General features: G+C 60.2%; 9 protein-coding genes. 8 read left to right on the forward strand and 1 reads right to left on the reverse strand.

Features of this window, described 5'->3' with window-relative positions; genetic code table 11:
* The first annotated feature begins 115 nt into the window (after positions 1-115).
* Both VFZ97_18535 and VFZ97_18540 read left to right on the forward strand, forming a co-directional pair.
* Positions 116-1,207, forward strand: a complete 1,092-nt coding sequence (locus VFZ97_18535; protein HEX6395439.1) for a hypothetical protein — start codon at positions 116-118, stop codon at positions 1,205-1,207.
* 6 nt (positions 1,208-1,213) lie between these two features.
* The gene (locus VFZ97_18540) at positions 1,214-2,857 is read left to right on the forward strand and encodes a glycosyltransferase family 39 protein (protein ID HEX6395440.1); all 1,644 of its coding nucleotides are present in this window, start codon (positions 1,214-1,216) and stop codon (positions 2,855-2,857) included.
* 29 nt (positions 2,858-2,886) lie between these two features.
* Here the strand turns inward: VFZ97_18540 and VFZ97_18545 are convergent, their stop codons facing one another.
* Positions 2,887-3,153 (reverse strand): hypothetical protein, encoded by a 267-nt coding sequence (locus tag VFZ97_18545; GenBank protein HEX6395441.1) that lies wholly within the window; start codon positions 3,151-3,153, stop codon positions 2,887-2,889.
* Positions 3,154-3,338: 185 nt separating this feature from the next.
* Here VFZ97_18545 and VFZ97_18550 point away from each other — a divergent pair, with 185 nt between their 5' ends.
* From VFZ97_18550 to VFZ97_18575, 6 genes are all read left to right on the forward strand, one after another.
* Positions 3,339-4,496: a glycosyltransferase gene (locus VFZ97_18550; GenBank protein ID HEX6395442.1), complete on the forward strand. Its 1,158-nt coding sequence runs from the start codon at positions 3,339-3,341 to the stop codon at positions 4,494-4,496.
* The gene (locus VFZ97_18555; protein ID HEX6395443.1) at positions 4,493-5,656 is read left to right on the forward strand and encodes a radical SAM protein; all 1,164 of its coding nucleotides are present in this window, start codon (positions 4,493-4,495) and stop codon (positions 5,654-5,656) included. The genes VFZ97_18550 and VFZ97_18555 overlap by 4 nt, the downstream gene beginning before the upstream one ends.
* Positions 5,625-6,689, forward strand: a complete 1,065-nt coding sequence (locus VFZ97_18560) for an NAD-dependent epimerase/dehydratase family protein (protein ID HEX6395444.1) — start codon at positions 5,625-5,627, stop codon at positions 6,687-6,689. Before VFZ97_18555 ends, VFZ97_18560 begins: the two co-directional genes overlap by 32 nt.
* 110 nt (positions 6,690-6,799) lie before the next feature.
* The gene (locus VFZ97_18565) at positions 6,800-9,541 is read left to right on the forward strand and encodes a hypothetical protein (GenBank protein ID HEX6395445.1); all 2,742 of its coding nucleotides are present in this window, start codon (positions 6,800-6,802) and stop codon (positions 9,539-9,541) included.
* A 565-nt stretch (positions 9,542-10,106) separates the two neighbouring features.
* Positions 10,107-11,579, forward strand: coding sequence for a glycosyltransferase (locus VFZ97_18570; GenBank protein ID HEX6395446.1), 1,473 nt, complete (start codon positions 10,107-10,109; stop codon positions 11,577-11,579).
* 5 nt (positions 11,580-11,584) lie between these two features.
* Entirely contained in the window at positions 11,585-13,264 is a 1,680-nt protein-coding gene (locus VFZ97_18575; GenBank protein ID HEX6395447.1) for a glycosyltransferase family 39 protein, read from the forward strand.
* The last annotated feature ends 173 nt before the right edge of the window (positions 13,265-13,437 follow it).

The following is a 13,437-nucleotide window of genomic DNA, read 5'->3' on the forward strand; positions in this document are numbered from 1 at the left end:
TCTGAGCTTTTCGGTCCGAGCGGGTAAAGCAGGGGTTGACAGCGGAACCGTCGGCATCGATGTCCCGGTCGGTTGGTCGGCCCCGAGTACCGAGGTACTGGCCCCGGGACGAGTAATGGCATCTACGGGATCTGTGACCATCGAGGGGCGGACCATCAACGTGAAAGGAATTCGCCTTCTCCCGTCTTCAACTTTCATCGTTACGTACGGCGGAGGGTATGGTGGCGCCACTGAGCCAACCGAGGTTGGAACCTATCGGTTCGGAGCCTCGGTGATCGCTGACAACGGGACGTGGGTCGGCGAGAAGCCGCAATTCGCGGTCGTCGCAGTAACAGCTCCTCTGTACGGTTGTAACTCTGCGACTCGACCAGCTGGCGTTGGCGGGCAGTTTCCACTTCAGAACGGCGTTGTTCAAGCCAACCTCTACAACACCTGGAAGTCAGCCGGGTCGATCCGCCAGTGCTCCGGCCCGACCGGAGTGACCAATGACCTCGCGCTTGGCGACCTCAAGGCGACCAACTACGGACCGGCCGGCTATCCCGAAGTAGCTTATGGATACAACTTGAACGATGTCTCGTTCTGCGGTACCTGCCCAACTCGCCCGTTCCCAGTGCGCGTATCCGAACTCCTGGGCGACAGCAACGATCTACGCCTGTCGCTCGACTACGCGCTCGGGAAGGCCTTCCCCCCCACCTTGCCGCGGGACTTCATCTATGACATCTGGCTGGAACAAGCTGCGCGCCCAGGCCGGCCCCCAGTTGCTGGCGACGTCGAGCTGATCGTCATTCTGTATCAACACGCAATCGCAACTTGCTCCGGCGGAACCGCCCCTGTGCCATTTTCGACTGTCCTTACTGTCAACGGGAAGGCAGTCCGATCGACCTGGCACGTTTGCCGCATCAAGGGAGGAACTGCGGCGACCCCAGTTGCATTCTTCCTTGATTCTCCAGCTCAGTCGGATAGCGGCCGGTTAGTCCTCGGCCTTCGCGACTTCGTTGCCGCGGCAAGCACTTACCTTGGTCAGAGTCTGTTGGATCACTCTGTTCTAGGCCTCGAAGTCGGCGGAGAGTTCGACCAGTGCTCAGTACACGACGGCTGTGAGGTTCCCCAACTGAGGTGGGGATGGAGGGTCCACGATTTGACGATCATCAACGGTCGGGGATCCGTTCCAATCGTGTTCAGCCAACGCCAACCGGGCCTGGGTTAGGTGTCGATGGCCGCGACCTTCCTCCCCGCCGAAATCGCTCCAACGACGACGAGCCGTGCGATCGGTGCGCTTGCCCGTTGGCCCTTGGCAATGGTGATGGCCGTCCAGGCGTTGGTCTCGGTCGCTCTATTGCACAACACCGCCTTCCAGGACGAGGCTCTGTATTTATACGCCGGGCGGACGATCGTCGGTCACTGGCTGGGAGGTCCGGCGCCTCTAGACCACTACGCCAAGTACTTCTCGGGGTACCCGCTCATATATCCGGTCATCGGGGGGTCTCTGGATCGCATCGGTGGACTGGGCCTGGCCCGCCTGTTCAGCCTCGGCTGCATGTTGGGTGTCACTGCGATCGTCTACCACGTCACGGCGAGGCTATTTCAGCGTTCGGCAGCCTTATTCGCCTCGGCGACCTATGCGTTCTCGGGAGTAGTTCTCTTCGTCGGGCGGCTGGCAACCTTTGACGCGCTGTGCCTGCTGTTCATTGCGCTCGGGACTCTCGTCGCCATCAACGGGGCAAGTTCGGAGCGCCCATTCCTGGTCCTTCTGCTAGGACCTATTTTTGTGCTCGGGGTACTGACTAAGTACGCCGGGTTGCTGTTTGCTCCACCCGTACTCGGGCTAATGGTGATCTACAGCTGGAAGACTGGTGGTTGGAAGCGAGTGGTAGCTAGGACCCTCGCTGCCGTGTTCTCGCTAGCGGTAGCGATGGGGGTCGCCTACTTCGCGGTTGACCATGCCGCTTTTCACGCGATCAAAGGGAGCACTACCAATCGCTCCATCAGCAACCCGGGTAATCGGCTCCACCTCTTCACTCACGGCTTGGGACTCGTGGGCCCCCTTTATGCGATGGCAATTTTCGGCGGAATCGTGCTGTTCAGCCAGAGAAGGCTCCGATTCCTCGGCCTGGGTCTGCTTGGCACGTCTCTCCTTACTCCCGCTTACCACATCTACATGTCCGAGCCGGTGTCTTTCGAGAAGCACCTGGCATACGGCCTGTTCTTCGCCGCGCCCTTGGCTGGGGTGAGCCTGGACTGGCTTTCCGTTGACGCACGACACGCCCTGCAGACTCGGCGACCGCAATGGGTTGCCGGCATCGCGGTCGTCGCTGTTATCGCCGCGCTCGGACTCCAGCAGGCCCACTCCCTGTATGGGGAGTGGGCCAACACATCGGGATTGGGTTACTCGCTACATACCCAGCTCCGGGACGGTACCGGGCGCATACTCGCTGAGGACATCGAGGTCGCCCGTTTCGACGCCCGGGACGTGACGCAAGAGTGGCAGTGGAACAGCTTCTACTACCCGTATTACTTCGACGAGTCGCACGTCGAGTACTTTGGACGAGACGCTCTGATCAAGGGCGTTCAGACCGGTTACTACGATCTGGTCGAGCTGAGCTTCGTCTACTTCCCACAGCAGGCCTTCTTCTTGGCCGAGAAGATGGCTGAATCGAGGAACTACGACCTTGTGGCTGTGGTTCCTTTCAAGAACACATATGGCAGGGGGCATTACTTCCTCTGGAGAACGGCCCTTGTCCCAGGCCAAGGCAATTTCACCGATCCGGCACAGGCCGAAACGCCCGCCTGGTTCAAGGCGTGCGCTGGGCCGGTCTGCCAGCCCACATCGTCAGGATGGCCAGAGAGCCACCGTTGATAGTCCCGCGTGCTGGAGTTGGAATAGGGTTACGGCCGTCCTTCGCCGACCCGGCGGCGGAAGGTCCGGACTTTTAGCGCCACCGCGTCGGGGTGCCGTTCTCTTTCGGCGACGGCGTCGTCATGCGCCCTCACCAGGAAGGACGGAACGGCAGCAGCGGAGCTGCCCAGCCCTTGCCCCGCCCGGAGCTCGGAAAGTGCCTGGTAGTGGTACTTCGCCCAGTACAGATTGATGTGGCATGCCGTGCAGTTCAGCCCGTCGTCAGGGGTTTCCTCATCGCAGCGCGGACACTTCATATTCTTTCCCCTTCGGAGATCGCCCTTTGGCGGTCTAGGACGCTGTGTTGTTGTCCCTGCTCCCCATGACAGGTTGATGGTGCCTGTCGTGGCGATCATCAGAAAAGAGGCTAGGGCCGACCGGCCTGATACGTGTAGGGACAATTTGTATCTATCAAGACGGGTCGTGCTCTGTAACGGCAACTGTGAAAGCTGACCTGCTAGATGGCAAACGGCGCCGATTCGGGGGCGAATTCGCCGCCAGTGGCGCGCGGTCGCGAGAAAAGTTGGCTTCAACCGCGTCGGCGCCACGGAGAACAAAGGGCCGGGAGCGGTCTTCCGACGACGCGTTGCTCTCGTGCAGCGTCGGCATCATGGCGTACAACGAGGAAGCCAACATCGCCGAAGCAATCACTAGCGTGCTCAATCAGCAGGTCTCGTGTGGGAAGGTCGCCGAGCTGATTGTGGTCGCCAGCGGCTGCACCGACTCGACCGTCGAAATCGTCGCGGGGCTCGCGGCTGTTGACCCCCGGATCCAACTGATCGTTCAGGAGGAGCGGGCGGGCAAGGCTTCGGCGATCAACCTCTTCATCGAGGCTGCCCGGTCCCCGATTCTTCTCATGGTCGGCGCTGACACCGTGGTAGCTTACGGGTCCGTCGGCGAGCTGCTCCAGCACTTCAAGGACCCCACGGTCGGAATGGTGGGTGGCCACCCGGTTCCGGTCAATGACGACGAGACTTTCATTGGCCACTCGGTTCACCTTCTGTGGCGGCTTCACGACCGGATTGCCCGGCGGACACCGAAACTAGGGGAGATCGTCGCATTCCGGAACGTCATCACTGGCATCCCTTCAGATACTGCAGTCGACGAGATCTCTATCGAAGTCGCCATTAACGAACTCGGGTATCGGCTGGTGTACGAAACGCGAGCCTTCGTTTACAACAAGGGACCGACGACGGTTGCCGATTTCCTTAGGCAGCGACGGAGGATCGCGGCCGGGCATCATGAAATCGCCAAGCAGGACGGCTATGTCGCCTCCACCATGAGCGTGTGGCGCATCGTTCAAATCGGTCTTCGGTCGGTTATCTGGACCCTAGGCGCGGTGGCCCTCGAGGGAACGGCTAGGGGGCTGGGCTATTACGACTTCCGCCGGCACCGACCGCATCACATTTGGGAAACGGTCAGCACCACGAAGACGAACATAGCTGAGCAAGTAAGCGCCGTGCGAAGTACAGGAAGGTTACCGGCCACCCGCGATGATTCGAATGAGCCCTGTGGCGACGTTGTGGTCGACCTAACTGCAAGTTCTCGGCTCTCCCACTTGGATCGCACGTCCGAGGAGGTCCGATCGTCGTGGGGATGACAGAAGTGCTCGGCCAGATACCGGCCCTCAAAGCCTCGTACATGAGCGGACGGGTTACGACGCTGCCTGTGAACATAACGGTAAGCGTCAGCTACAAGTGCAACTCGCGCTGCAAGACCTGCAACGTGTGGCAACTGCCTAACGATGATCTGACCCTCAACGAGTGGGATCTGGTCTTTCAGTCGCTTGGTAAGGCTCCTTACTGGTTCACCTTCAGCGGGGGAGAGCCGACCTGGCGACCTGACCTACCCGAAATGGTCGAGAGTGCATACCGGCACTGCCGGCCGGGGATAATCAACATTCCGACGAACGGCATTCTCGACCGGGTCATTCCCGGTCGGATCGAGCGAGTTCTGCAAGTGGCACCCGAGTCGGAAGTAGTCGTGAACCTGTCGATCGATGGCTACGGCGAGAAGCACGACGAAATTCGTGGCGTCCCGAACAACTGGCGACGCGCGATGAGCACATACCAGCAGTTCAAGGAATTGAAGAGCAAGTACAGCAACCTGACCTTGGGAATCCACACGGTCCTCTCCAACTTCAATATCGACTCATTTCCGGAGCTGTGCGAGTTTGTTCAGAAGGAGTTGAAGCCGGATCAGTACATAACCGAGATCGCCGAGGAGCGCGTTGAGCTCGACACGGTCGGGCTCGGAATAACCCCCACAGCGGAGAGGTACGAGGTTGCCATCGACGTTCTTCTCGACAGTTTGCGAGGGCAACGCCTGCTCGGCGTGGCCGAGGTGACGCAGGCTTTCCGGCGCCGGTACTACGAGATAGTCAAGCGGACCCTTCGAGAGCAGAAGCAGATCATTCCGTGCATGGCGGGTGTTGCTTCTGCTCAGATCGCGCCCAACGGTGATGTATGGACGTGTTGCATCAGGGCACAGTCCATGGGGAACCTGCGCGAGCATAACTACGACTTCGGTACAGTATGGCGCACCGGGAAAGCGCAGGAGTTGCGCCGGAGCATCAAGGCTGGCGAGTGTTATTGCCCACTAGCAAACGCCGCCTACACCAACATGCTCACCCACGTGCCAACCCTCGCCCGGGTGGCGGGAGAAGTCGGGCGTTCGAAGGCCGTCGCCTTCCTCGGCAAGCGCCCGATCTCGAGTGTCGAAGGCCTCAGTGAGTCAGCAGAGCCCGCTCCCGCAAGCTGAAAGTGGAACCAGCGGTACCGTCCTAGTAACAGGCGGCGCGGGATTCCTCGGGTCTGCGCTCGTGCGAGAACTGGTCGCCAGAGGGGTTAGGGTCCGGGTGCTTGTTCGACGGGCGAAACAGGCGGAGGAGCAATGGCGTCTCGGCGCCGAGCCAATTCTCGGCGACGTCGCAGATCGCTCGGCTCTCGAAGCCGGGCTGGACGGCGTAAGTTGCGTCTACCACCTCGCGGGGAAGCTTCTCGAGCCAGGTGAGCCACCTGAGCAGTACCGGTGTACACATGTCGAGGGAACCCAGCTTCTGCTGGAGTGCGCCAGGCAGGTATCGAGTCTCAGGCGCTTCGTGCACTGCAGCACGACTGGAGTGCTCGGGCCTACCGGAGACAAGCCTGCGGACGAAGAGGCACCGATGCGGCCCAGCAACGTCTATGAGGCAACGAAGTCCGAAGCTGAGCTCGCGGTGCGCGCGGCGATCCAGCTTGGTCTTCCGGGGGTAATCGTCCGTCCTGGCCTCGTGTACGGTCCTGGGGACTGGCACCTCCTGAAATTCTACGATGCCATCCTGCGCCGGCAGTTCCGGCCAATCGGACGACGAGAGGTGTGGCTGCACCCTATCTACATCGATGACATGACCCACGCGTTCGTACGCTGCGCCTCGGAATCCAAGGCGGTCGGCGAGTGCCTCAACGTGGCTGGCCAAGAAGTCGTGTCGCTTGCCCAGCTCGCAGACACGATCGCCAGGGCCGGTGGAACCTTCCTGCCTGTGGGCCGTATACCGCTGGCCCTAGCCTGGGTAGCGGCTCTGACGTTCGATGCTCTGCCTGCCAGGCTCCGGCAGCGGGCGCCCCTGACCCGGGACCGGCTCGACTTCCTTACTCACAGCCGTGTTTACGACGTGGAGAAGGCTTTCGAGATCCTGAACTTCCGTGCGAAAACTGACCTTGTTACGGGTGTTGGCCGAACGATGGCCTGGTACCTCGAATCCACTTCTGAGCGCCCGCCGAGGACGGTCCCTCGGGTCGCGGTGGCTGACTGACCCGACCCAGCGGCGGTCTGCGACGCCCCTCCGTATCGCCAATACCAATTTGGCACCAAATTGATTGAGAATCACGTATCGGGAAGCGACCACCCTTCTCTGTTTAGGAGATGAGGTCCCGAAGGCGGACGGTCGCGGCATCAGGGGCAGTCGGGAAGCGAATACTTGTAGTTGCCGGAGTCGTGTTCGTATTCGCCTGGATAGCCGGCGTCTGGTCCCCCTCGGCTCGAGCGTCGAGCATCACGAGCACCAGCAGTTTTCCGACGCCCTACAGCGATCCTTGGGGAACTGCATTCGACAACGCCGGCCGCGTCTGGGTCGCGATGCCCCAGTGTGATCCATCACCCACTTGTTCCAGCACCTTTCCTGGGAAGCTCGGACTTTTCGATCCGGCCACCGGGTCCTGGACCACAACTGTCGACCTTCCCACGGGTTATGGGCAGCCGTTGTTCGTGCAAGTCGACTCGTCGGGCGCCGTTTGGTTCGCGATGCCGATGAGCAACAGCATCGGCAGGTACAACCCATCGACGACTCAGGTGTCACAATGGGCGGTCCCAACTTCAGGATCAGGACCCTGGGACCTAGCTATTGATTCCCACGGCAAGGTCTGGTTCACGGAGCATTACGGCAACAAGATCGGCTCCTTCGATCCCAGTACTCAGACATTCAACGAAGTCGCTACCCCGGCCACGAACAGCCAGCCGTATGGGATCACGGTCGACAGCTCAGACAACGTCTGGTTTACGGAAAACAACAGCTCTGTGGCCCTGATCGCTGAGTACACCACGGCTGGGACGCTGACGGAGTACAAGATTCGCAACGGCAATACATCTGGGTTGACTCCTCACCTGATAACCATCGGCCCGAACGGTAACCCCTGGTGGTCCGAAGGGTTCGTAGGAGAGATCGGAACCCTGGACCTGTCTCAGGCCCAACCAGGCACCAACAAAGGCGTTACCGAGTTCAGCTATTCACGCACCTGCTCCAATTGCGGCACGCACACGTCCGGGATTGCTGTGGACGCAAACGGTCTTATCTGGTTCGACGACTCTCTTCAGAATACGTTCGGATCGTTCACTCCTAGCAGCTCTGCTTTCAACGTCTTCACCAGTCCGAACGGCGGACATCCGCATGACGGTCTGAACGTCGACTCCCAGAACCGAATTTGGTTCGACGAAGAGTTCAACAACGCCATCGTCGAGGCGGTCCAGTCGGGATCTACGACCACGACAACCAGTTCACCTACTACGTCGACTAGCACGACATCGACGACGGTGGCTCAGACGACCACGACTACGACGACTACTTCGACGACGGTGCCTCAGACGACCACGACTACGTCGACTACCTCGACGACGGTTCCTCAGACGACCACGACTACGTCGACTAGCACGACATCGACGACGGTGCCTCAGACGACCACGACTACGTCGACTACTTCGACGACGGTGGCTCCGACGACCACGACTACGTCGACTACCTCGACGACGGTGGCTCCGACGACCACGACTACGACATTGCCGTCGGGACCCCCACTCCTGGCGAGTGACAACTTTCGACGATCCAACCAGACCTTCTGGGGAACCGCTTCAGACGGCCATGTCTGGGGAGGCGATGCCAATGGCCTCAACTTGTTCTCGATTTCAAACAACACAGGTATGGTTTCCAGTAGCTTTGCCACCTATAGCGCGGTCCTTGGACCTTCCGCCACCGACGCGGAGGATTTCGCAACGGGATCTATGAGTGCGTTTTCAAATGCCAACTTTGGTGACGTTCTCAGGTGGACCGATGGCAACAACTGGTACAAGGCGTATATCGACGGCTCCAGCTTCATTCTCCAAAAGAAGGTGGGTGGAACGACATCGATCATTGCCACCATGCCGTTCAGCGCGAACGCTGCCACTTCGTACACCATTCACTTCAGGGCGTTGGGTTCGACCCTTTCCGCCAACGTTTGGCCATCATCCGGCGCAGAACCAGCCGGATGGATGCTGACAGCGAACGACACCACCTTTACCTCCGGGACCTGCGGCATGCGCTTCCTCACCCAATCCGGGGCCGCCACAATCACTTCATTCCAGGCTTACAACCTGAGCAGCTCCGGGCCACCTCCGACCACCACGACCACCTCTACGACATCGACCACCTCTACGACATCGACTACCTCTACGACATCGACTACCTCTACGACGTCTACGACCATCCCGTCCACAACCACGTCGACCACGTCCACCACCGTTCCGTCGACCACGACAACCACCACTACGACACTCCCCGGCTCTGGATCCACGATCGCGATGGACAACTTCAGCCGGAGCAATCAGACCTTCTGGGGTACCGCGTCGGATGGTCAGAAGTGGGGTGGTGATGCCAACAACCTCAACGTGTTCTCGGTTGCAAATGGGGCTGGCGTCGTATCCAACACGAGCTTCGCCACCTACAGCGCTGTTCTCGGGCCATCCGTCACCAACGCGCAGGTGTTCGCGACCGGGTCGATGAGCGCGTTCTCGAGCAGCAACTTTGGTGATGTGCTTCGCTGGACGGACGGTAACAACTGGTACAAGGCCTATATCGACGGCTCCAACCTGATCATCCAGAAGAAGGTCGCAGGAACAACCACGATTCTCACAAGTGTGCCATTCGCGGCGAGAGCGGGCACGGCCTACACCATTCACTTCGAGGCCGTCGGCTCGACGCTGGAGGCCAATGTCTGGCCGTCCACGGGAACCGAACCAGCCGGATGGATGGCTACTGCGAACGACACCACATTCACATCTGGTTTCTGCGGGATGCGCTTCCTGACCCAAGCTGGATCAGCCACGATCACTGCCTTCAGGGCGGCCACAGTCTGAGAGGCTGAAAAATGGCGGAACTCACTACAAGAGTCGCAACGCTCGTGCTGCTCGGCGCATTCGTTGCCCTGTCGGCGTCCTGCACCAGCGGCCCCGAACACAAGGATCAGAATGGTGCCGCGCGGTTGGGTGGGACGCCGACGGCGATCATCCCTACTTCTAGCGGTGGAAGTCCCGGGACAGGTCCCATACTCGGCAGCAACGCGAGCGGGCCCATCGCTCTTCCGGACCGAAGCCTAGCCATCGTCAGTTTCACGAAGCGCTTGCAGAAGAGTAACCAGGCCGAATTCGTCGATATCAGCCTCACAATTAGGAATGAGGGGCAATCGTCCATTACCAACGAGCCGAGGTTCTTCTCACTGATCGGAAGGGGGGGTGATGTGTTTTCCTATCAAGACAATAGTTCCGACGACTTCTACCTTCCTATCGACCCGCACACTTCACGTACGGGATTGATCGAGTTCGAAATCCCCGCAGCGGCGGCGCAAGGGTTGCAGCTTCTCTACCGCCCAGACGCCCCAACGGACACGGTGATAGCCAGGCTCGTTCCCTCCTAATTGCAATCGTGACCATCACCCGCGAGACCGGCGAAACGCATCTCATCTTGGTAGACGCTCCCTTCGACGCGCCCGAGGAGGATTGGTCGACGTGGGGCGCTGCTGCCTCCGGTGCAAAGCAAGTAATCACCCCGGTCCAAGTCGGCGTGCTCGTGTCGCTGCTTGCCTTGTTCATCGTCGGGCTCTACCGGGCCCCGGATCACGCCCTGAGAGCTGCCCTCGACGCGACCACCTTCGTCTATCTGTTGACCGGGCTGCACAAGGTCCGACTCCTAGTCAGAAGCGAGAGTGCGTCTGGAAACATCGCTAGCGAGCCGATCCTTCCGGAGGACGACCAACTCCCTATCTATACAGTGATGGTGCCGCTTCACCGCGAAGGTCGGGTGATCCCGTCGCTAGTCCAGCGGCTGGAGGCTATCGACTACCCCCCGGACCGTCTCCAGATCTTGTTGCTGATCGAAACTGACGACGAGGAAACCGTAAACGCTGTGGCGGCCTATCCGCTTCCCGTGAACATTCGCCCAGTACTCATGGCCCCTGGCGAGATCCGGACCAAGCCGCGGGCACTCAATATCGGGCTCCAGCATGCGGCCGGTGAGTTTGTCGTGGTGTACGACGCGGAGGACCAACCTGAGCCGGATCAGTTGAGGAAGGCTGTCGCAGCGCTCAGGTCCGCGCCTGAGGAAGTCGTGTGTGTCCAGGCCCGGCTCAACTTCTATAACCGACATCAGTCGACGCTCACGCGGCTCTTTGCCATTGACTACGCCATCTGGTACGACCAGCTGTTGCCTGGGCTCTCAGGCGATCGCGGCCAGCGGCACGCTTTCGTCCCCCTAGGCGGCACCTCCAATCACTTCTGGACCGAAATGCTCCGGCACATCGGTGGCTGGGACCCCTACAACGTGACCGAGGACTGCGATCTTGCCGTGCGCCTGAGCCGGGAGGGATTCAAGGTAGCGATGATGGACTCGGTGACTTGGGAGGAAGCTGTTCCGCGAGTCCAACCATGGATCAAACAACGCTCACGGTGGATCAAAGGCTACTTACAGACCTTCTTGGTCCACACGCGACACCCGTTTCGCCTGTGGCGCGAAGTCCACTCTCGCGCCTACGTCGACTTTCACGTACTTGTGGGGGGCACTGCGCTGCTGTTGCTGCTCAACCCGTTGATGTGGACCTTGACTGCGGTGTACATGTCAACCAAGGGAACCCAAGTGGGGGGTTACATACAGACGCTTTACCCCCCTTACGTCTACTACCCGTCGCTCGTGAGTCTCCTCCTCTGGAACTTCATTCTCTTCTATACGGGGGCCTACGTCTGCGTTCGGCACGGTCTGGCCGACCTCGCCCGGTACGCCCTCCTCGTTCCGTTTTATTGGGTCATCCTTAGTGTCGGCGCTTGGGTTGGGCTGATCAGCCTGGTTCGCAATCCGTTCTACTGGGACAAGACCGAGCACGGCGTTAGCGTTAACGGTACCTGATCGGTATGGTTCAAGTAGAGATCGAAGCCCCCACTCGTGTCAGGGCGCTACAAAATCCTGTTTCGATCCGAGATCAGGTATTCGCCCTCTATAAATGGCTCAGAGTGCATGTCTCGGACACGTGGTGGGTCGGGATAATTGCCGCGTCTGTGAGCCTCGCCGTCTACGCCTGGTACGAGTCGCGCGGCATGACCACATTGTTCAACGACGCCCGTGTCCGGGAGCTGATCGCACGACGCGTAATTTCGAGCCGCACACCCGGGCTCGCCCAACTCGGAGCTACCTGGCTGCCATTACCTGGCATTCTCATGATGCCGTTCATTTGGAGCGATGCCCTTTTCCGGGACGGTCTCGCCGGCGCCATCCCATCGATGCTGGCATATGTGTTGGCCGCCACCTACGTGTACCGCTTCGCCAGACTCGCCACGTCGAGTCGCGCAGCTGGCTGGCTTGCCGCAGGGATTCTCATGGCCAACCCCAGCCTCCTGTACATGCAGAGCACCGCGATGAGCGAGACGGTTTCGCTCTGCGCATTTGTGGCCGGCCTCTTTTATGCGTTTCGGCTGACAAAGACACATCACTCCTCCGACATCGTCAAATGTGCCTCGGCGGTAGCGGCCGGGTCGCTCGTCCGTTACGACGACTGGCTAATCGCGTTTGCCCTAGTTCCAGTGCTGGCTTGGATCGCCTGGAAACACGGGGGGTACCTCCTGGCCGAAGCCTGGGTCATCCTGTACAGCCTCCTTGCTTTCGCCGGGTGTGTTGCTTGGGTCATCTACAACGCGGTTATCTTCCACGACCCGCTCTTGTCCTTCTTCTACGGGCAGTCCAGCCACAAGTACTATCCGAATACCCCCGGCCGGCTCCTTCCCGCCCGGGGTCACCCGATCGTCGCTCTGAAGATGTACGGGTTTTCGGTAGCTGGGACCGTTGGCTGGCCGCTGATAGCGCTCGCGCTGGCCGGACTATTGGTCGCCATGTGGCGGTTGAGGGTGCGAGCTGACTCGCTGCCTGTGTTCATGAGCCTCTTACCCTTCGTCTTCTATTCGCTCGTGTTCTATCTCGGGGTGAATACCGCGAACGTTCCCCAGCTGAGTTTTGGTGGTTACTACAACGTCCGGTTCGCACTTGCCATGGTTCCGGCTGTCGCGCTATTCGCCGCTTTCTTCGCCTCGATGGGCGAGTCGCGCACGCGAAGATGGGTGGCGGGAAGCCTCCTGCTTCCCGTGGCGGTCTGGGGATTTTGGGGATCCACCCACCAGAAGCCCTTTGTGGTGCGCGAAGCGGTGTACGGAAACGCCAACCTTCGGGTTCCTGGCCACACAGAGGCGAACTGGATGGCCGCGAACTACCACGGGGGGAACATTCTTCTGACCTACCTGGACAACTCAGCGATGGCGTTTTACCTGATGACCGACTACCGGGTCCCCGACCGTGCGTTCCTAACCGACGCCAACGGCGTCCAGTTTGCAGCAGCGCTTGCCCACCCCCAGGATTCAGTGACCTGGATAATCCTGAGCCTCAATCTCCAGGACGGTGGGAACCGGATCAGGACTGCGCTGCTGGGGGATCCTGCCTGGCGGTCGTACTTCGCCCTGCGGGCGACACTTGGGACAACCCAGATATACGAGAAACTCCAGAACGTCTCCTCCGGCGGCGAGGCGACTTACGCACTCGGCCCCTAGCCGTCGCTCAGGGAGAACAGAACTCCCAGGTCAGAACACCTGCGGAGGGGCGCGGAATGTCAGTGGGCGACAGCTTGGCCGCCGGCCATTAACCTCCCGACCGGGGCTTAAAGGTTACTGCCGATCCGGCCGAGACCTCGGAGTGCGCCGGGGCGCGACCGGCCGCGAACGGA

Source organism: Acidimicrobiales bacterium (genome assembly GCA_036378675.1).
Lineage (GTDB): Bacteria > Actinomycetota > Acidimicrobiia > Acidimicrobiales > Palsa-688 > DASUWA01.

What these genes read in the sequence shown, in the direction of transcription:
- VFZ97_18545 (HEX6395441.1), bottom strand. Translation starts at nt 3,153, where the DNA reads ATGAAGTGTCCGCGCTGCGATGAGGAAACCCCTGACGACGGGCTGAAC.
- VFZ97_18555 (HEX6395443.1), top strand. Translation starts at nt 4,493, where the DNA reads ATGACAGAAGTGCTCGGCCAGATACCGGCCCTCAAAGCCTCGTACATG.
- VFZ97_18565 (HEX6395445.1), top strand. Translation starts at nt 6,800, where the DNA reads ATGAGGTCCCGAAGGCGGACGGTCGCGGCATCAGGGGCAGTCGGGAAG.
- VFZ97_18540 (HEX6395440.1), top strand. Translation starts at nt 1,214, where the DNA reads ATGGCCGCGACCTTCCTCCCCGCCGAAATCGCTCCAACGACGACGAGC.
- VFZ97_18575 (HEX6395447.1), top strand. Translation starts at nt 11,585, where the DNA reads ATGGTTCAAGTAGAGATCGAAGCCCCCACTCGTGTCAGGGCGCTACAA.
- VFZ97_18535 (HEX6395439.1), top strand. Translation starts at nt 116, where the DNA reads ATGGCATCTACGGGATCTGTGACCATCGAGGGGCGGACCATCAACGTG.